Raw genomic sequence first — 18,448 nt, forward strand, 5'->3', positions numbered from 1 at the left:
CGACTACGGCCCGTGCAGGTAGGTGGGGGTGTGCAAACCGAATAGAGTTGCCGCCATGTGCGGAATCGTGGGTTACGTCGGTGCGAAGCAGGCCGTCGAGGTCGTGATCGAGGGACTGGCGCGGCTGGAGTACCGCGGCTATGACTCGGCCGGGATCGCGCTGGTCACCGAGGGCGAGCTGTCGACGGCCAAGCGTGCGGGCAAACTCGTCAACCTCCGTGACGCCCTGGCCGAGGAGCCGCCGCCGGCGGGGACCCTCGGCATGGGCCACACCCGGTGGGCCACCCACGGCGCCCCCAACGACCGCAACGCGCACCCGCACACCGACTGCTCCGGGTCGGTCGCGGTGATCCACAACGGCATCATCGAGAACTTCGCCAACCTCCGCGCCGAGCTGGAGGAGCGCGGCCACACGCTGGTCTCCGACACCGACACCGAGACCGTGGCGCACCTCCTGGAGGAGGAGCTCAAGGACGGCATCGGCCTGACCGAGGCGATGCGCCGGGTCTGCCGCCGGCTGGAGGGCGCGTTCACCCTGGTCGCCGTGCACGCCGCCGACCCCGACACCGTCGTGGGCGCCCGCCGCAACTCCCCGCTGGTGGTCGGGCTGGGCGAGGGCGAGAACTTCCTCGCCAGCGACGTCTCCGCGTTCATCGCGCACACCCGCGACGCCATGGAGCTCGGCCAGGACCAGGTCGTCGAGCTGCGCCGCGAGGGCGTGACGGTCACCGACTTCGACGGCAAGCCCGCCGAGGTGAACGAATACCACGTCGACTGGGACGTGTCCGCCGCCGAGAAGGGCGGCTACGACTACTTCATGCTCAAGGAGATCGCCGAGCAGCCGCGGGCGGTCGCCGACACGCTGCTGGGCCGGATCGGCACCGACGGGCGGCTCACCCTCGACGAGATGCGCATCACCGACGAGGAGCTGCGCGAGGTCGACAAGATCATCATCGTCGCGTGCGGGACGTCGTACCACGCCGGTCTCATCGCCAAGTACGCCATCGAGCACTGGGCCGGGCTGCCCTGCGAGGTGGAGCTGGCCAGCGAGTTCCGCTACCGCGACCCGATCCTGAGCCGCACCACGCTGGTCATCGCGATCTCCCAGTCCGGCGAGACGATGGACGCGCTGATGGCCGTCCGGCACGCCCGCGAGCAGCACGCCAAGCTGCTCGGCATCTGCAACGTCAACGGCTCCACGCTGCCCCGCGAGTGCGACGGCGTGCTCTACACCCACGCCGGGCCCGAGATCGCGGTCGCCTCCACCAAGGCGTTCCTGACCCAGCTCGTCGCCGTCTACCTGATCGCGCTCTACCTGGCACAGGTCCGGGGCACCAAGTGGGGCGACGAGGTCTTCGCCATGATCCAGCTGCTCGCGGCCATGCCGGAGAAGGTGGAGAAGGTCCTGGAGACGATGGAGCCCGTCCGCGAGCTGGCCCGGTCGTTGTCCGGTGAGAAGAGCGTGCTGTTCCTCGGCCGCCACGTGGGCTTCCCGGTGGCGCTGGAGGGCGCGCTCAAGCTCAAGGAGCTCGCCTACATGCACGCCGAGGGCTTCGCCGCCGGCGAGCTCAAGCACGGCCCGATCGCGCTGATCGAGGAGGGGCTCCCGGTCATCGTGGTCGTCCCGCCGCGCGCCCGCGACGTCCTGCACGACAAGATCGTGTCCAACATCCAGGAGATCCGCGCCCGCGGCGCCCGCACCATCGTGATCGCGGAGGACGGCGACCACTCGGTCGAGCCGTACGCCGACACGCTGATCAGCGTCCCGGCGGTGCCGACGCTGCTGCAGCCGCTGGTGACGACCGTTCCGCTCCAGGTCTTCGCGTGCGAGCTGGCCACCGCCAAGGGCCACGACGTCGACCAGCCCCGCAACCTCGCCAAGTCCGTCACCGTGGAGTAACCCCCGGGCCGGCCCATCAAGCACTTTCGGCCAGCCCGTCGAGTGCTCCCGGGGCACCCATCGTTCCGCTCTCGGTTGCGGTCGTATAACGGCCGGAACCCGGCATCGCCGCGTGCCCGTCTGAGGGATCAGACCTCAGTGGGGCAGGGGTACCAGGGTGGGAGAGCCGAACGCCGTGCCGCGACCGGAATTCGAGGCGCCGCCGCCGGAACCGAACGCGGTGCCGAGGCAGGAACCGGTCGGTGCCGGATGGCCCGCGCCCGGGGCGGAGCACGGGATCGAGGCGCGGACGGTCGTTCGCTCGTTCGGGGCCGTGCCGGCACTGCGCGGGCTCGACCTGACCGTTCCGTACGGGCAGGTCACCGCGCTCGTCGGGCCCAACGGCGCGGGCAAGACGACGCTGCTGCTCATCCTGGCGACGTTGCTGGCGCCCCACGCGGGGCAGGTCAGGGTCGCCGGATTCGATCTGGCCACGCACCCCGAGCAGGCGCGGTCGGCGCTCGGCTGGATGCCGGACACCTTCGGGGTGTACGACCAGCTCACGGTCGGCGAATACCTGGAGTTCTTCGCCGACGCCTACCGGCTGCCCCACGACGAGAAGCACCGGCGGATCCGGGGCCTCCTCGCGCTCGTCCACCTGGACGACCGGCTCAGGCAGCCCGTGCACGGGTTGTCGCGGGGACAGAAGCAGCGGCTGGGCATGGCCCGGGCACTGATCCACAAGCCGCGCGTCCTGCTGCTGGACGAGCCGGCGTCGGGGCTCGACCCGCGTTCCCGGGTGGAGCTGCGCGATCTGCTGCGGTCGCTGGCGGCCGACGGCGTCGCCGTCCTGGTCTCCAGCCACATCCTGAGCGAGCTCGAAGAGATCGCCGACCGCGTCGTGCTCGTCGACCATGGCCTGACCGTCGGCGAGCACCGGATGGCCGACCTGATCGCGAGCGGGCCGACCGGGATGGGCCGGGCCCGTTGGAGGATCCGCGCGCAGGACGACGCGCTCGCCGCGCGGCTGGCCGCGCGGCCGGGCCTCGGAACGATCAGCGACCTGCCCGGCGGCGCCGAGGTGGGGCCGCTGACGGAGGACGAGGCGGCCGACCTGCTCGCGGCGCTCGTCGCCGAAGGGGTGCGGGTCGTCGCGTTCGGGCCGGTGGGCAGTGCCCTGGAATCGGCGTACATGGCCATGACCGACGAACGGCGTTGAGGGGGCGTGGTGAGCACGCACGGGATCGTCTTGGTGGCACGGCAGGAGATCCGGACCCGGCTGCGGACGGGCCGCTGGCAGATCCTCCTCGCCGTCTGGTTCGGCCTGGTCAACGGCCTGGCACTGCTGTTCCGGATCTCGCTGGAGAGCGGCAGCGGCAGCAACGTCGGCTGGGGGAGCGAGGCGGCCGTCATCATGTTCGGCGCCGTGCTGATGTCGGTGCTCGTGCTCACGCTGATGATCACCCCGGCGCTCAGCGCGACGACGATCAACGGCGACCGCGAGCGCGGCACGCTCGCCACGTTGCAGGTCACCCGGCTGACCGGGGCCGAGATCGCACTGGGCAAGCTCGTCGCGTCCTGGGGGACCGGGCTGGTGATCCTCGGCCTGGCACTGCCGTCGGTGTTCCTGCCGGTCATCGAGGGCGCGATCACCATGGGGCGCTTCGTGGTCGTGGTGGTCGTGACGGGCCTGCTCATCGGCATCGTCTGCGCCCTCTCGCAGGGCTGGTCGGCCCTGGTCGCGCGCAGCATCACCTCGATGTTGCTGTCCTACCTGACGGTGTTCGGGCTGCTGGTGGGCACACCGATCGCCTTCGTGCTGGCCCTGCCGCTGACCTCCCAGCCGGCGGGCGACGACCATCTCTCCTACCGGAAGGACCACCCCGAGTACGTGTGGTGGCTGCTGGCACCCAACCCCCTCGTGGTCCTGGCCGACGCCGCGCCGACCCTTCCCGAGCCCGACGAACGCGCCGACGAACCCGACGACCCGCTGGGTGACATCGGCCGGTCCGTGCGCGACTCCCGCGACCCCGAGTTCACCGGCGACGACGAGAAGACGCTCGCCAACGCCGTCTGGCCGTACGGGCTCGCGTTCGACCTCGCGCTGGCGTCCGGGGCGGTCTGGCTGTCGGCCCGGCGCCTCCGGGCCCCCGCGCACACCCTGCCCAAGGGCATCCGGGTCGCCTGACGGCGGGTCACGATCGGATGCCGTGTCTGTAGGCGATCTGGCCATTTCTTGAATGCTGGGTAAATTCCACCGGAACGCGACTCGACGAAGGAGTGTCCGGAATGGAACGTCGTCACTTCCTTGCAGGTGGAGCGACCGTGGCGGCCGGGGCGGCCCTGGGGGCGGGCCCCTTCCAAGGCGTCGTGGCGCACGCGGCCAAGCCCGGCGGCACCCGCGGGTACGGCCCCCTCCGTCCCGCTCCCGACCTCCGGGACGGCCAGGTGCGGCTGCACCTGCCCGAGGGGTTCCGCTACCGCTCGTTCAACCCGGCCGGATCCGAGCTCGGCGACGGTCACGCGACCCCGGGCAAGCACGACGGCATGGCCGCGTTCCGGGGCCGCCGCGGGTCGGTGATCCTCGTCCGCAACCATGAGGTGAACGGCCCCGTCGGCGCGTTCGGCGACACCTCCAAGGCCTACGACCCGGCGGCCGGCGGCGGCACCTGCACGCTGCGCGTCACCCCGTACGGCGAGGTGCTCGACTCGGGGGTCAGCCTCAGCGGCACCCAGATGAACTGCTCCGGCGGCCCGATGCCGTGGGGCTCCTGGGTCACCTGTGAGGAGACCGTCAACGGTCCCGACGTGGGCAACGACTTCTCCGGCGGCGACAACAGCAAGCTCACCCAGAAGCACGGCTACCTCTTCGAAGTGCCCGCCGACCGCCGTGCCGCCCCGCGCCCCATCCGCGACGCGGGCCGCTTCGCCCACGAAGCGGCGGCCTGCGACCCCCGTACCGGCGCCGTCTACCTGACCGAGGACAACTTCGGCTTCGCCTCGGGCTTCTACCGCTACCTCCCGCCCAGGAACCCGCTGCGCGCCGGGCGCCTCCTCGACGGCGGCCGCCTCCAGATGCTCGCCGTCAAGAACCGCCCCAACGCCGACCTCTCCGCGGGCCAGCCCGAGAACGCCGTCTACGAGACCACCTGGGTCGACATCGACGACCCCGACCCGACGTTCACCGGCACCCCGTCCAACGACACCGCCATCCAGGCCGTCGGCAACCAGGGCCGCGCCGCCGGCGGCGCCGTCTTCTCCCGCCTCGAAGGCGCCGTCCACGACCGCGGCGTCATCTACTTCGTCTCCACCCAGGGCGGCGCACCGGTCACCCAGCCCGTCCCCTCCGGCTTCGGCGACGGTCGCGGCCAGATCTGGGCGTACGACACCCGCTCCGGCCGCCTCCGCCTCGTCGTCGAATCACCCGGCGCCGAGTGGCTGGACCTCCCCGACAACATCACCCACAGCCGCCGCGGCAGCCTCGTCCTCTGCGAGGACGGCGAAGGCGACAACTACCTGCGCGGCCTCACCACCCGAGGCTCCCTCTTCGACTTCGCCCGCCTCGTCTCCGTCCCCGGCGACGCCGGCGCCGAGTTCGCCGGCTCCACCTTCTCCCCCGACGCCCGCACCCTCTACGTCAACATCCAGTCCAACCAGGGCATGACCCTGGCCATCTGGGGCCCCTGGCACACCGGCCCCTTCTAACCCCAAGGACCGCTACTGGGATCTGCGGATCTGCCCTGGCCGTTGCTGGGCGACGTCGGCCAGACCGATGGAGCGGCGGCGGCCCTCCTCTGAGCGGGAGCCTTCGTCCTTCTTGGTGCCTCGCTCGTGTACCAAACACGCGAGTTGCGCCACTCACGTGAGCAGGCGGCACGTTCGACCCGGCAAGAGTGCGAGACCGGGATCAGGTGTCTGGCCAGCAACGAGATCTTCGATCAGGAATATGCGGCGGTGATGCCGGCGGCCCACCCGCTGGGGGGCGGGTGGGGGCTCGACAGCGGGAGACCCCACGGATCGCCTCGGGGAGGGTCCTTTCAATGGTCGGCGCCGTGGGGGTCGGGGTGATGCTCGGGGGCGCGGGAGGGGCCTTGCTCAGGCGGAAGGTCAGGCCGTCAGGTCGTGGGCGCCGGACTTGATCCGGTCGGTGAAGGCGCGCCAGCTGGTCTCATCGAGAACGAGAATCGTGGCTCCGGAGACATGCTCGCCGCGGACACCGACCATCCCATCGGGAAGCCTGCGTACCTCCACACAGGTGCTGCTCGCTCCGCAATGCCGGCTCTTGATCCAGGGACTCTGGGATGCCTGCTCAGCTCGCATCCCCACCTCCTGAGGGGTTCGGACCGACGATGACAGGCGTCGTTGCCAAGCAGGTTGTACCCACCGGCCGCTGAGAATATTGGCGGAGGCTCAAGCCGTCACGCCGCGCGTTGGAGCGGGACAAGTCAGGGGAGGAGGGTGAGGTCGCGGGGGCTGCAGGCGCCCGTCAAGTGGGTTGGGGACGGGCGCCCTCACTCAGCGTGTTCCCTTGTTAGGAACTGAGGTCGAATTCGCCGTTCTTGGCTTGCGTGAGGAAGGTGCTCCAATCACCTGCACTGAATCTCAGGATCGGCCCTGTGGTGCCTTCCTTAGTGTCCCGAGCGCCGATCTGTCCGCCCGAGAGCATTGCCACCTCGACGCATGTGCCGCTTCCGCCACATCGTGTACTCTTCCGCCATCCGGCGGAGTTTGCGACCAAAGCTGACACCGAGGATCCTCCAGGTTTTTTTGTCCGGTTTTGAGCAGGCAGACTGAATTGTCTGATGGCTCCACTGCGCCCTTCGGCGTGCAGTTGGAGTGCTCAAGCGCGACTCGCGCGCGGGAACTTTACCATTCGGACCTGAGGTCGCGGTGGGAAGGTTCGTGGCGCCAGCCTCACTTATGCTTGCGCTGACCACCACTCCTTGCATTGCTCAAGATAGGCCCGGGACTCGTTGACCGGGAGTGCGATATCGCACATGTGCTCGTGCGCAAGGCGATACATATTGGTCTCGCGCTCGTCTTCCAGATAATGGAGCGTGAGACTCTCGGTGTGCACCGTGTCCGGGAAGGGCGCATCGTACATGGGTGGAAATTCGAGCAGTGTGAACGATCCAGCCAGGATTTTATGCCGTGCATCGAGTGGAAGCACGAAGATTTCCACGTGCGGCAGTTGTGACATCCGGTGCAGGTGAGAAACCTGCTCGACCATCACGCCCGATGTCCCGATGCGCCGTTTGAGCACGGCTTCGTCGAGGATGACCCGAAGCTCCAGTGGGCGGGTGGTGTGCTCGACGACTTTCTGGCGACGCAACCGGACCTCGATCCGGCGCTCGATCTCCTGAGGGGTCAACGTGTCGACGATCTGCCAGCCGCTGATGACCTCGCGGGCGTACGTCTCGGTCTGGAGGAGCCCGGGAACGACCAGGGTCTCCCAGAACAGCGCCTTGCGTGCATCCGCCTCGAGCGCGATCAGTTGCGCATAGGCCGGCCCAATCGACGGATACGCCTCCCACCATCCCTTCTCGGCGGCCTCGTTCGCCAGCGCGATCAGCTCGTTGAGATGCGGACCGTTCACCTTGTAGAGGTTCAGGAGCCGCTGGACATCGGAGATGCGTGCTCCGGTGCGCGCGTTCTCGATCCTGGAGACCTTGGCCGTACTCCAGGAGAGCTCGGCGGCGACGTCGTCCCCGGTCAGTTGCTGATCCTCGCGCAGTCTGCGCAGCTCGGCCGCCAGGCGCCGCTGCCGGACGGAAGGACGTGGGGATGCGGTCATGGCTGCGGCCTCTCCCGCCCAACGGGTAGCTATGTGCGCAGTCTGCCCCGGGAGGGGGCGTTCCGCGCAAGTCGGCTGATGATGATTGTCCCCCGTCTGCGGAGAATTCATCGCTGTACATGACACTGTAACTTGCACAGCAACGTACAGATGTTCACAATCGAGTAAAGGCCGATCACCCCGAACGGTCCCCTGCCCCGAGTGTCCGACCAGGTCACGAACCTGAGTGAACACATCCCCGCCGCGCCGGAGGCTGGCGCCGACGCGGCTCGAGCGACAGGCGCCAGGCAACGGAGCCTCGCCGGGTCACCTGAGATCACACCCTGTGATCTTCCCTCGTGCGTTGGCCGGCTCACAAGCCGGAGAATGGAGGGGTCCGGTGGACAATCTTCCCCTGCACCGGAGCATCGTGGCCGTCGACATGGAGAGGTCGACGAGTCCGCTCCGCACCAACCCGATCAAAGGCGAGCTGCGCGGTCACGTCTACCGCATGCTGAACCAGGCCATGGCCCACGCCGGCATAGGCCCCCGGCGACGTGACCCCTTCGAAGACCGCGGCGACGGCGTGCTCGCCCTGATCCACCCCGATGACGGCGTGCCCAAGACCTACCTGCTGAGCCGGCTCATCCCCGAGCTCGCCCGCCAGCTCGTCGAGTACAACCTGAGCCTCCCGCCCGACGAGTGGCCACGCCGCGGCCTCCGCCTCCGCGCCGTCGTGCACGCCGGTGAAATCCACCGGGATCCGTACGGCTACTTCGGCGAAGCCCTCGACGTGGCCTGTCGCCTTCTCGATGCCAGGTCCCTGAAGAAATGCCTGGAGTCCGTGGCCGCCCCGCTCGTCCTGGTCGTCTCCGAGGAGCTCTACCAGACCATCGTGAAACACGGCTACGACGGCATCTCCCCGGAGACCTACCAGCCCGACGTCCGAGTCAAGGTCGCCGGCCGTCGCCGCCAGGGCTGGGTCCACGTCCCGACCGAAGCCCTCAAACTCATCCCCGAAGACCCGCACACCTACCCCGACCTAGACCACTCCGCCGCCTGAAGAACGGAACACAAAACCCCGCGCCTTTACAACCGGCACGAGGTCTGACAGGCATCGAATCACTTGTCTCGGTGGATTGCCGTACCAGGACTGCGGACGCGAAGAGAGCCGCGGACGGGCTCAGAGCAGGTCGAGTTCTCCGGCGCGGATGCGTGAAAAGAATTTGCGCATTTCTTTGCCGTCGAAGGCGAGGACCGGGCTGGCCTCGCCGAGGACGCTGTCCCGGGCGCCGGTGGTTCCTGGGGCGAAGGCAGACAGTTCCAGGCAGCCATTACTGTTCTGGCATGCACGGCTCCTCCTCCATGAACGGCTCCGCGGAGCGGCGGAGGCGTCGGAGGACTTCAGCGCGGCGGGCGACGGCGTACGCCCGTTGAGGAAGTTCATGTGATTCCGTCTCTGGTGATGGCAGAGGAGCCCGGTGGGGGCCTCTATATTCTATTTCATAGAGGCCATTCACGTGATGGCTCGACCGCACGCGAAGAAACCTTGGATAACGAGGAAACTTCGGTGCGGCGAAGCTGTGAAAAGAATAGCAGTCGCTGCTGCCCGCCAGGGCCTATTCGTAGAATGAATCGCCGGTCTAGTGTCAACGCTGAGCAATTTATTGAGTGTATTCGCCTGGACACTTCAGGTTGCCGGTCATCCGCCATGGGTCATTGAAAAGGCGTCGATGACTGCTCATCGAAAACTTTGCGAGGATGTTCATCCAGCCCGACGAAAGCGAGAAACTAAAATGCTCACATGTGCTTTGTGGTGAGCGGCCGTTAACTCGCTGTTGATATTCAGGGAGCTGTCGCATGGCAGAGGATGGCTCGGCCTACCGGAGTGGGAAGAGGGGACTTCTATGGTGCTCGACGCGGCTTCCTCGCTCAGGGTGATCGATTCGGGCGCGCGCTCGCTCAGGCGGCGGTGAAGGGGGTCGTCGAGGCCGTGCACGAGGGGACGTGTAGATAGCCGTGTCTGGTCAGACCGCCGACCCGGACTTCGACTCCTCGCCGGTAGGAGTCTGGCTGGATGCCGTCATAACCGTGGATCACGATGGACTCGTAGATCATTTGGGAGACGACGACCACGAGGGGTGCGCTCGTCTCGCGCAGGCACCTGCGGACCGCGTCGGCGTCCAGCAGTCTGATTGCGGCGTCGAGCTCCAGGCCGAACGATCCGTGCGCGTCGCGCAGTAGGTCACCGGCGTGGACTACCACGCGCATTCTCAGTTCCCGTTCCGCGCGCTGTTCTTCGGGAAGTGCCGCGTTGTGCTCGGTGAGCAGCCGGCTCAGTGTGGGAATCAGGGGCGTGAGCAGTCGTGATTTCGGAACCTCGTCCACCGGATGGATCAAAAGGAGGACCCCGTCGCCCCTATCCGCGATCGGTTCGCAGTGCTTCTCGTCGATCTCCGCGACTTGAAGAGCCTCTTGGAGGAGATGATAGAGCTGATAGCGAAGCTCGATCTTGACGACATTCGTCCTGGCCGTGGACCGTTCAAGATCCAGCGCCAGGATGGTTCGGTGGTGCGGGCCCCGCAGCAAGCTGCTCAAGACGCCCTCCGTCCCCAGGCCGGGCGAATCCGGCCTCCCACGTGAGAGGAAAGAATGCCACCGTGGTGGCGTGGCCCGTCCGCCGTCTCATCGCCGCCGGCGGGCGCCGCTCGCGTGGTCTGCTCCAAAAAGGAACTTCCCGGAACAGACCTACTCCCCTTATGTTCTATATGCCCGATGGAGCGTGCTGGTGCAACATGCACGGCCCGATGCAGACGGGCGTTTACGAGAACCTATCTACGTAGTCACATTGGTCCTGAAACTTTCGACTCGATTTTCCCGTTGTAGTGGGAAGGTGATCGGGATAATCTGCACATTGCAACGTGCGGCGTTAGTTGCAGAGCAAGATGACTCAACAGATTCCCATTGACCAGACAACTGGACAACCGGCGGCTGGAGGCGCTTTCCCGGCCTGGATCTGAGGAGCCTGGTGATGGCCACGGTGCGAGCCCCGACCGTTCGGCAGCGGCGTCTGGGGGTCGCGCTGCGGCGGCTGCGGGACCAGAACAGGTTGAGCGCCGAAGAGGTGGGGTGGCGGCTGGGCTGGTCCGCCTCCAAGGTGAGCAGGATCGAGACCGCGCGCATCGGCGTGCGTGAGGTCGACGTCCTGCGCATGCTCAGGCTGTACAAGACCCCTGGGCAGCTGCGGCAGGAGTTGCTCTCCCTGACGCACGAGGCGAGCAGGAAGGGCTGGTGGTCGGAGTTCTCCGAGTTGCGGGAGGATACGGCCGCCTACATCTCTCTTGAGGACGAGGCCGACTCGATCTCGACGTTCGAGAGTCAGGTCATCAACGGCCTGTTGCAGACCGAGGACTACGCGCGCCGCCTCCTCCTGGGATGGGACGAGGTCATGCCGCGGCCGCCCACGACTCTTGAACGCCTCCTCCAGGTACGGATGCGGCGCCAGTACCTGATCCGCACACCGCGTTCTCTGCCGCTGAAGGCGATCCTCGATGAGGCCGTTCTGTTGCGGAGAGTCGGCGATGCCGCGGTGATGCGCGATCAGTTGCGGCTGCTGGTCGACCTCGCGGGTTTGCCCAATGTCGAACTGCTGGTGCTGCCTCTGGATGAGGACCATGGTGCGGGGCTGAGTTCGTTCACCTTGCTGGAGTACAAGCCCGCGTACGAGGTCACTTTTCCGGCGGTGGTCTACACCGAGAGCCGGACGTCGAACAGCATCCAGGACCGGACCGTGACTCACGAGTATCGGCGGGAGTTCGACTGGCTGGTCGCGCGCAGTTTGAGCGGGGCGCGGGCGATCGAGTTCATCGAGAGGGTCAACCGGGAGCGGTGGGGGGCCTGAGCGCGGCGGACTTCGTTCTGGCTGGACGGCTGTGCGGCGGATCGAGGTGCGGCGGTCGGGGAGCGGAGGAAAGGGGCGTGGCAGGGTGGGTGTGGAGGGTGGTCTGAGATTTAGGGGGTTGGGGTATGCGGGTCGGGCATGGGGTGGGGAAGGTTCGGGCGGCTGAGCGGGAGTTGATGGGGCGGCTGCCTGAGGGGGCTTTGATGCAGCGGGCCGCGGCGGGGTTGGCGGCTGTTTGTGTGCGGTTGCTTCCTGGGGTTTACGGGGCGGACGTGGTGTTGCTGGTGGGGAGCGGTGACAACGGGGGGGACGCGCTTTACGCGGGGGCTCGGCTGGCTCGGCGGGGGGCCCGGGTGACGGCCGTTCTGGCGGGGTCGAAGGTGCATGAGGCGGGGCTCAGAGCGTTGCGGGGGGCCGGGGGGCGGGTGGCCTCGGTCGAGGAGGCGCCGATTGAGGCGGCGGACCTGGTGGTGGACGGGCTGACCGGGATCGGGGGGTCGGGGGGTCTCCGGGAGCCGCATGCGACGCTGGCGCAAAGGGCGGCGGAGGCGCGGGGCGTCGTGGTCGCTTGCGACGTGCCGAGTGGGGTGGACGCGGGGACGGGGTGCGTCGAGGGGGTGGCGGTCCGGGCCGATGTGACGGTGACGTTCGGGACGTACAAGCCGGGGCTGCTCATCGACCCAGGGGCGGCGCGGTGCGGCGTCGTGGAGCTGGTGGACATCGGGCTCGACCTGCCGGAGCCGGACGTGGTGGCGCCGTGGGCGGAGGACGTGCGGCCGCCCGAGCCGGGGCCCGAGTCGGACAAGTACCGGCGGGGGGTCGTGGGGATCCTGGCGGGGAGTGACGAGTTCACCGGGGCGGCGGTGCTGAGCACGGGCGGGGCGGTGCACGGCGGCGCGGGGATGGTGCGCTTCGCGTCGGTGCCGCATGCGGTGGAGGTGGTGCGGCACCGGTGGCCGGAGGTCGTCACGGCGGAGATCGAGCCGGGGGAGCCGCTGGACATCGGGCGCGTTCAGGCGTGGGTCGTGGGGCCGGGGCTGGGGACGGGGGCCGACGGCGAGGCGCTGGTGGAGGCGGTGCTGCGCACCGATCTGCCGGCGCTGGTGGACGCGGACGGGCTGACGGTGCTCGCCAGGCGCAAGGAGCTGTTGAGGCGGGAGGCCCCCACGGTGCTGACGCCGCACGCGGGGGAGCTCTCGCGGCTCATCGGGGTGGAACGGGACGTCATCGAGGCGCGGCGGCTCGAGCATGTGCTGCGGGCGGCGGCCGAGCTCCAGGCCACGGTGTTGCTGAAGGGGTCGACGACGCTGGTCGCGGAGGAGGGGCGGCCGGTCCGGGTCAACCCGACGGGGACGCCGCGGCTGGCGACGGCCGGTACGGGGGACGTGCTGTCGGGGCTGACCGGGGCCCTGCTGGCGGGCGGGATGACGGCGATGGACGCGGCGACGGCGGGCGCCTACATTCACGGGCTGGCGGCGCGGCTGGCCTCGGGCGGGGCCGGCGACGAGCCGTCCGATGCCCCCATCAGCGCGTTCGACGTGGTGACCGCGCTGCCCGCGGCTTTCCGCGCGCTCTGAACCCCCGCATGGTCGATTGCGTCTCAAAAGGGTAGAGAACGCCCTGGACGCAATGCGTCCTGCGCGGGAGCGGGGCGTTCACCGTCGGGGGAACGGCACACTGGGTGACTATGAGGAGTCCAGCGCAGGCGCGCGTCGATCTCGCCGCCATCAGCCACAACGTCTCCCTGCTGCGCGAGCGCGCGGGCGGGGCCGAGGCCATGGCCATGGTCAAGGCCGAGGCGTACGGGCACGGGCTGGTCCCGGCGGCGCGGGCGGCGCTGGCGGGCGGGGCGGCCTGGCTGGGCGTCGCCAAGCTGGCCGAGGCGATCGAGCTGCGGCGGGGCGGTGTGACCGGTGTGCCGGTGCTGGTGTGCGTCGGGGTGCCGGGGGAGCCGTACGACGAGGCGGTCCGCGGCGACGTCGACCTGACGGCGGGGGCGGTCTGGGCGGTCGAGGAGATCGCGGCGGCGGCGGAACGGGCGGGACGGCCCGCGCGGGTGCATCTGAAGGCCGACACCGGGATGAGCCGGGGCGGTGCGGCGCCGGGTGACTGGCCGGTGCTGGTGGACGCGGCGCTCAAGGCGGAGGCGGCCGGGCATCTGCGGGTCGTCGGGCTCTATTCGCACTTCGCGTGCGCCGATGAGCCGGGGCATCCGTCGATCGCGAGCCAGCTGGGGCTGTTCAAGGAGTTCGTGAGGTACGCGGAGGGCGCCGGGCTGCGGCCCGAGGTGCGCCACCTGTCCAACTCGGCCGCCATCCTGACGCTGCCCGAGGCGCGGTTCGACCTGGTGCGGCCGGGCATCGCGATGTACGGGCTGACGCCCGTTCCGCGGATCGGCACGTTCGGGCTGCGGCCCGCGATGACGCTGACGGCGGACGCCGCGATGGTCAAGCGGGTGCCCGCGGGGAGCGGGGTGTCGTACGGGCACACGTACGTCACCGAGCGGGAGACGACGCTGGCGCTGGTGCCGGCCGGCTACGGCGACGGCGTCCCGCGGCACGGCTCCAGCCTGCTGGAGGTGCTCGCGGCCGGGCGCCGCCGCCGGATCGCCGGCCGGGTGTGCATGGACCAGTTCGTCATCGACCTGGGCGACGACACGGTGTCGCCCGGGGACGAGATCATCCTGTTCGGCCCGGGGGACCGGGGCGAGCCGACCGCCCAGGAGTGGGCGGACGCACTGGGGACCATCTCGTATGAGATCGTCACCCGCATCGGATCCCGGGTACCGAGGGTGTACTCGTAGGGGGATGGCCAGGAGATGGACAGCAGGAACAAGCGCAGGATCGGCATTCTCGGCGCCGTGGCGGGCGTCGGCGCGGCCGGTGTGGGCGCCGCGGTGGGGTTGCGGCACCTGGCGGTCGGCCGGGTCCGGCTGCGTCCCGACCCGGACGCGGGCGAACCGTTCGGTGAGCTGCGCGGCCGGGAACTGACCGTGCTGGCCGACGACGGCCTGAAGCTGCACGTGGAGATCGACGGCCCGGACGACGCGCCGCTGACCGTGGTGTTCTGCCACGGCTACACGCTCAACCAGGACGCCTGGCACTACCAGCGGCGCGACCTGGCGGGGCCGAACCTGCGGATGGTGTTCTGGGACCAGCGCAGCCACGGCCGTTCCGGGCGCGGCAAGCCGACGCACGCCACCATCGACCAGACCGGCGCCGACCTGCACGCGGTGTTGCGGGCGACGGTGCGGCCGGGCGATCCGGTGGTGCTGGTCGGGCACTCCATGGGCGGTATGTCGATCATGGCGTACGCGGAGCGGCACCCCGAGCCGTTCGGCGACCAGATCAGGGCCGTCGCGCTGATCAACACCTCGGTGGGCGACCTGGCCGAGCTGACGCTGGGCCTGCCGCTGGTGCTGGCGAAGGTCGTGCGCCCGCTGGCGCCGGGCACGCTGCGCGGGCTGGGCCGCCGGGCCGCGCTGGTGGACCGGGCGCGCGGGTACGGCGCGGACATCGCGTTCATGGTGACCCGCCGGATGGCGTTCAGCGACAAGTACGTCAGCCCGACCGTGGTCGACTTCCTGGAGCAGATGATCCGCGCCACCTCGATCGACGTGATCGCGGAGTTCTATCCGGCGCTGATCGCGCACGACAAGTCGGCGGCGCTGGAGACGATCGGGCGGGTGCCCGTCCTGATGCTGACCGGCGGGGACGACCGGCTGACGCCGCCCGCGCACGGCCGCCGCATCGCCGAGTCGGTGCCCGACGCCGAGCTGGTGGAGATCGGCGACGCCGGCCACGTCCTGCCGCTGGAGTACCCGGGCGTCGTCACCGGCGGCCTGCGCCGGCTGATCGAGAAGGTCCTTCCCGAACGGGCGGAACGGACCGCGTGAACGAGGCTCCGGAGGGAGAAGGAGTGGGGCAGGAGATCAGCGTCGCCGTGCCCACGGCCGAGGACATGCGGGAGCTGGGGCTCCGGCTGGCCGGGGTGCTGCGGGCGGGCGACCTGCTGGTGCTGACCGGTGATCTCGGCGCGGGCAAGACGACGCTCACGCAGGGGCTCGGCGAGGGCCTCAAGGTGCGCGGGCCGATCACCTCGCCGACGTTCGTGATCGCGCGGGTGCATCCGTCGTTGTGCGGCGGGCCGCCGCTGGTGCATGTGGACGCCTACCGGCTGGGCGGATTCGCCGAACTCGACGATCTCGATTTGGACGCATCGGTCGACGAGTCGGTGACGGTCGTCGAATGGGGCGAGGGGATGGCAGAAAATCTCACCGAGGATCGGCTCGATGTGATCATTTCTCGCGGGCATGAGGAAGGCTCGGAGGAACGGTCGGTAAGGATCACGGGTGTAGGCGCCCGGTGGGCGGCTCTGGGGGACGATCTGGCCTGATGTGGCCGGTGCGTATCTGAGAAACCCTCGTGATTTTCCGTAAGTGGGACCCGACCACTTTACGGTTACATGTCGTACTCTTTGCCGGAACGAACCACACCTTCGCGACATAGCAGATATTCCCTCGGGCGGGAGTGGGACCGGTGAGTGGGAGCCATGGAAGCGGGAATCACCGCGCCGACAGCGCCGACGGCGCTGGTTACCGGCCTGCGGACCGTTCGGGTGGTACCGGCGGGTACCCCCTCCCTGGCCATCCCCGCCAGACCGGCCCTCGCCAGACCGGCGCCCCCGGCTATCCGGCCCGGCCCGCCGACCTCCGCCAGCCGGGCGGCGGCGGCCATCCGGGCAGTGGGGGCCATCCGGCCGGCGGCCCGTATCCGGCGCCCGGCGGCGCCCCCCGCTCGTCCGTGACCGGCGGCCTGCCCTCGCCCAGCACAGGCCACCAGGAGAGCAGCGGCGCCTACGCCTCGCGCGACACCGGACCTCTTGCGGGCGGCTCCTACGGGAGCGGCGGCGGGGCGTACGGAGCGCGCGAGAGCGGCTCGCACGGAGGCGGCGGCGCCTACGGCTCGCGTGAGGGCGGTTCCGGCGGCGCCAGCGGCTCGTACGGGGCGGGCGAGAGCGGCTCCTACGGCGGCGGCGGCGCGTACGTGCCGGGCGAGGGCGGCTCCTATGGCGGGAGCAGCGCCTACGCGCCGGGGGAGAGCGGCTCCTACGGCGGCGGCAGCGGGACGTACGCCTCGCGCGAGAGCGGCGCTTTCGGCGGTAGTGGAGCCTACGGAGTGCGCGAGAGCGGCCCCTACGGCACCGGCGGGGCGTACGCGTCCCGCGACAGCGGCTCCTACGGCGGCAGCGGGGGGCACCCGACCGGCGGAGGCGCCGGAGGCAGCGGCGGCTACCCGTCCCGTGACAGCGGCGGGTACCCGTCCCGTGACAGCGGCTCGCGCCGGACCGGCAGCGGCAGCCACCGCAGGATCGAGAACGACAAGCCCCCGGGCCGCCGCTGGGCGTTCGTCCTGGCGGGCGTGGTGGCCGGTGCGGCCTGCTGCGTGCTCGCCGCCTTCGCGATCATGAGCGGGGTCGGCGTCGGCGAGGGCGAGCAGTCCGGCGGCGCGGTGGCCAACAGCGGGGCGTCCGACAGCTCGCCCGTGTCCAAGGGCGAACGTTCGCTGGTGCCCGACTCCTGCCAGCTGGTGAGCAACGAGCTCGCCGGCCGGCTGGCCCCGAACGCCGACCGCACCCAGGCCGACAACTACCGCAACAGCGACCGGCAGAACCAGTGCGTCTGGGGCGCCTACACCGGTGACCGCAAGCGCCAGCTGACCGTGGAGCTGCGCGCGATCGAGGCGAGCGGCGACAAGAGCCCGACCGACGCCGCGCGCGCCTCGTTCGACGGCGAACGCAAGGCGGACGAGTCCGGCAAGGCCCTGCTCGCGGGGCAGGAGCTGACCGACAAGCGGGCGCTGTCCGGCGTCGGCGACGACGGCTACGTCGTCTACAGCGTCGACAAGGGCCAGGGCTCGGGCGAGGCCATCGCCAACGTCCGGCTGGGCAACGTCCTGGTGACCATCCACTACTCGGGCGGCAACGACGGCTCCCCGCTGGGCGGCGACCCGGCGATGAACGGCGCCGTCGACGCGGCCAAGGCCGTGGTCAACGGCCTCAACCAGGGCTGAGCCGCCTCCCGGGGCCCGGCCCTTCCGGGGGTGGGGCGCCGAACGCGCTCGAGCAATCGGGCGCAGCCAATAAACTCGCAACGTGCTGGTCTTGGCTTTCGACACCGCCACCGCAGCGGTCACCGTCGCGTTGTACGAGTGGTCTCCGGGCCTCGGCATCCGCGGCCGGGCCGCGAAGGAGGCGATCGACCCGCGCCGGCACACCGAGCTGCTGACGCCGTCGATCGCCGCGGTGCTGGCCGAGGCGGGGGCGACCGCCCAGGACCTCAGCGCGATCGCCGTGGGCGTCGGCCCCGGCCCCTACACCGGGCTGCGCGTCGGCCTGGTCACCGCGCGGTCCATGGGCGAGGCGCTGCGCGTCCCGGTGCACGGCGTGTGCACGCTGGACGTGATCGCCTGGGCGTCGGGCCGGATGACGCCCTTCGCGGTGGCCACCGACGCCCGGCGCAAGGAGGTCTACTGGGCCCGGTACGCGTCGGCGGGGGCGCGGGTGACCGAGCCCGCCGTGGGCCCGGCCGCCGACGTCCGCGGCGAGGGCCCGGACGACCTGCCCGTCGTCGGCGAGGGCGCGGCCCTCTACGAGGACGTCCTCGGCACGCCCGGCCAGGACCCGACGCCGCTGCTGCCGGCCGCGACCGCGCTGGCCGAGCTGGCGGTCACCCGGCTGTCGGGCGGCAAGGGCCCCGAGCTGCTGCCGCCCGAGCCGCTCTACCTGCGCCGGCCCGACGCCAAGGAGCCCGGTCCGCGCAAGAAGGTGACGCCCAAGTGACGCGCGACGACGGCGTGCCGGGCGAGGTGGTCCGGTGACGTCCGTTCTCTACAGG

General features: G+C 70.0%; 17 protein-coding genes. 12 read left to right on the forward strand and 5 right to left on the reverse strand.

Annotation, left to right across the window (positions count from 1 at the left end):
- Nucleotides 1-55 precede the first annotated feature (55 nt).
- The 4 genes from glmS to ABZ810_RS39545 all read left to right on the forward strand — a co-directional run bounded on the left by glmS (nucleotide 56) and on the right by ABZ810_RS39545 (nucleotide 5,584).
- Entirely contained in the window at nucleotides 56-1,900 is a 1,845-nt protein-coding gene (glmS, locus tag ABZ810_RS39530) for a glutamine--fructose-6-phosphate transaminase (isomerizing) (RefSeq protein WP_358412037.1), read from the forward strand.
- Nucleotides 1,901-2,075: 175 nt separating this feature from the next.
- The gene (locus tag ABZ810_RS39535; RefSeq protein WP_358412038.1) at nucleotides 2,076-3,098 is read left to right on the forward strand and encodes an ABC transporter ATP-binding protein; all 1,023 of its coding nucleotides are present in this window, start codon (nucleotides 2,076-2,078) and stop codon (nucleotides 3,096-3,098) included.
- Between the two features lie 9 nt (nucleotides 3,099-3,107).
- Nucleotides 3,108-4,067 (forward strand): ABC transporter permease, encoded by a 960-nt coding sequence (locus tag ABZ810_RS39540; protein WP_358412039.1) that lies wholly within the window; start codon nucleotides 3,108-3,110, stop codon nucleotides 4,065-4,067.
- 101 nt (nucleotides 4,068-4,168) lie between these two features.
- The gene (locus tag ABZ810_RS39545; RefSeq protein ID WP_358412040.1) at nucleotides 4,169-5,584 is read left to right on the forward strand and encodes an alkaline phosphatase PhoX; all 1,416 of its coding nucleotides are present in this window, start codon (nucleotides 4,169-4,171) and stop codon (nucleotides 5,582-5,584) included.
- Nucleotides 5,585-5,986: 402 nt separating this feature from the next.
- Here the strand turns inward: ABZ810_RS39545 and ABZ810_RS39550 are convergent, their stop codons facing one another.
- From ABZ810_RS39550 to ABZ810_RS39560, 3 genes are all read right to left on the reverse strand, one after another.
- On the reverse strand, nucleotides 5,987-6,199 hold the full coding sequence (locus ABZ810_RS39550) for a DUF397 domain-containing protein (RefSeq protein WP_358412041.1): 213 nt from the start codon (nucleotides 6,197-6,199) through the stop codon (nucleotides 5,987-5,989).
- A gap of 211 nt (nucleotides 6,200-6,410) precedes the next feature.
- A complete protein-coding gene (locus ABZ810_RS39555) occupies nucleotides 6,411-6,626 on the reverse strand; it encodes a DUF397 domain-containing protein (protein ID WP_358412042.1) in 216 nt (71 codons plus the stop codon).
- A 171-nt stretch (nucleotides 6,627-6,797) separates the two neighbouring features.
- On the reverse strand, nucleotides 6,798-7,673 hold the full coding sequence (locus ABZ810_RS39560; RefSeq protein WP_358412043.1) for a helix-turn-helix transcriptional regulator: 876 nt from the start codon (nucleotides 7,671-7,673) through the stop codon (nucleotides 6,798-6,800).
- A gap of 379 nt (nucleotides 7,674-8,052) precedes the next feature.
- Between ABZ810_RS39560 and ABZ810_RS39565 the strand changes: the two genes are divergently transcribed.
- Nucleotides 8,053-8,715, forward strand: coding sequence for a hypothetical protein (locus ABZ810_RS39565; protein ID WP_358412044.1), 663 nt, complete (start codon nucleotides 8,053-8,055; stop codon nucleotides 8,713-8,715).
- Nucleotides 8,716-8,835: 120 nt separating this feature from the next.
- Here the strand turns inward: ABZ810_RS39565 and ABZ810_RS39570 are convergent, their stop codons facing one another.
- Both ABZ810_RS39570 and ABZ810_RS39575 read right to left on the reverse strand, forming a co-directional pair.
- Entirely contained in the window at nucleotides 8,836-9,099 is a 264-nt protein-coding gene (locus ABZ810_RS39570) for a DUF397 domain-containing protein (protein WP_358412045.1), read from the reverse strand.
- Between the two features lie 515 nt (nucleotides 9,100-9,614).
- Complete coding sequence (locus ABZ810_RS39575; RefSeq protein WP_358412046.1) at nucleotides 9,615-10,250, reverse strand: hypothetical protein; 636 nt, start codon at nucleotides 10,248-10,250, stop codon at nucleotides 9,615-9,617.
- A gap of 433 nt (nucleotides 10,251-10,683) precedes the next feature.
- On the opposite strand from ABZ810_RS39575, the gene ABZ810_RS39580 reads away from it, so the two are divergent.
- From ABZ810_RS39580 to tsaB, 7 genes are all read left to right on the forward strand, one after another.
- Nucleotides 10,684-11,553, forward strand: a complete 870-nt coding sequence (locus ABZ810_RS39580) for a helix-turn-helix transcriptional regulator (RefSeq protein WP_358412047.1) — start codon at nucleotides 10,684-10,686, stop codon at nucleotides 11,551-11,553.
- A 125-nt stretch (nucleotides 11,554-11,678) separates the two neighbouring features.
- Complete coding sequence (locus tag ABZ810_RS39585) at nucleotides 11,679-13,130, forward strand: NAD(P)H-hydrate dehydratase (protein ID WP_358412048.1); 1,452 nt, start codon at nucleotides 11,679-11,681, stop codon at nucleotides 13,128-13,130.
- Between the two features lie 110 nt (nucleotides 13,131-13,240).
- Nucleotides 13,241-14,356: an alanine racemase gene (gene alr, locus ABZ810_RS39590; RefSeq protein WP_358412049.1), complete on the forward strand. Its 1,116-nt coding sequence runs from the start codon at nucleotides 13,241-13,243 to the stop codon at nucleotides 14,354-14,356.
- 15 nt (nucleotides 14,357-14,371) lie between these two features.
- A complete protein-coding gene (locus tag ABZ810_RS39595; RefSeq protein ID WP_358412050.1) occupies nucleotides 14,372-15,448 on the forward strand; it encodes an alpha/beta hydrolase in 1,077 nt (358 codons plus the stop codon).
- A gap of 65 nt (nucleotides 15,449-15,513) precedes the next feature.
- Nucleotides 15,514-15,948 carry a tRNA (adenosine(37)-N6)-threonylcarbamoyltransferase complex ATPase subunit type 1 TsaE gene (tsaE, locus tag ABZ810_RS39600; protein ID WP_358412132.1) on the forward strand — a complete coding sequence of 145 codons (435 nt, stop codon included), beginning with the start codon at nucleotides 15,514-15,516 and terminating at the stop codon, nucleotides 15,946-15,948.
- Nucleotides 15,949-16,355: 407 nt separating this feature from the next.
- Entirely contained in the window at nucleotides 16,356-17,624 is a 1,269-nt protein-coding gene (locus tag ABZ810_RS39605) for a hypothetical protein (protein WP_358412051.1), read from the forward strand.
- Between the two features lie 82 nt (nucleotides 17,625-17,706).
- Nucleotides 17,707-18,393: a tRNA (adenosine(37)-N6)-threonylcarbamoyltransferase complex dimerization subunit type 1 TsaB gene (gene tsaB / locus ABZ810_RS39610; RefSeq protein ID WP_358412052.1), complete on the forward strand. Its 687-nt coding sequence runs from the start codon at nucleotides 17,707-17,709 to the stop codon at nucleotides 18,391-18,393.
- The last annotated feature ends 55 nt before the right edge of the window (nucleotides 18,394-18,448 follow it).

This window comes from Spirillospora sp. NPDC047279, from assembly GCF_040643285.1.
GTDB lineage: Bacteria > Actinomycetota > Actinomycetes > Streptosporangiales > Streptosporangiaceae > Spirillospora.

Coding starts and splice junctions, on each gene's coding strand:
- glmS (WP_358412037.1), top strand. CDS start 56: ATGTGCGGAATCGTGGGTTACGTCGGTGCGAAGCAGGCCGTCGAGGTC.
- ABZ810_RS39585 (WP_358412048.1), top strand. CDS start 11,679: ATGCGGGTCGGGCATGGGGTGGGGAAGGTTCGGGCGGCTGAGCGGGAG.
- ABZ810_RS39570 (WP_358412045.1), bottom strand. CDS start 9,099: ATGAACTTCCTCAACGGGCGTACGCCGTCGCCCGCCGCGCTGAAGTCC.
- ABZ810_RS39550 (WP_358412041.1), bottom strand. CDS start 6,199: ATGCGAGCTGAGCAGGCATCCCAGAGTCCCTGGATCAAGAGCCGGCAT.
- tsaE (WP_358412132.1), top strand. CDS start 15,514: ATGCGGGAGCTGGGGCTCCGGCTGGCCGGGGTGCTGCGGGCGGGCGAC.
- ABZ810_RS39595 (WP_358412050.1), top strand. CDS start 14,372: ATGGACAGCAGGAACAAGCGCAGGATCGGCATTCTCGGCGCCGTGGCG.
- ABZ810_RS39580 (WP_358412047.1), top strand. CDS start 10,684: ATGGCCACGGTGCGAGCCCCGACCGTTCGGCAGCGGCGTCTGGGGGTC.
- alr (WP_358412049.1), top strand. CDS start 13,241: ATGAGGAGTCCAGCGCAGGCGCGCGTCGATCTCGCCGCCATCAGCCAC.
- ABZ810_RS39545 (WP_358412040.1), top strand. CDS start 4,169: ATGGAACGTCGTCACTTCCTTGCAGGTGGAGCGACCGTGGCGGCCGGG.
- ABZ810_RS39560 (WP_358412043.1), bottom strand. CDS start 7,673: ATGACCGCATCCCCACGTCCTTCCGTCCGGCAGCGGCGCCTGGCGGCC.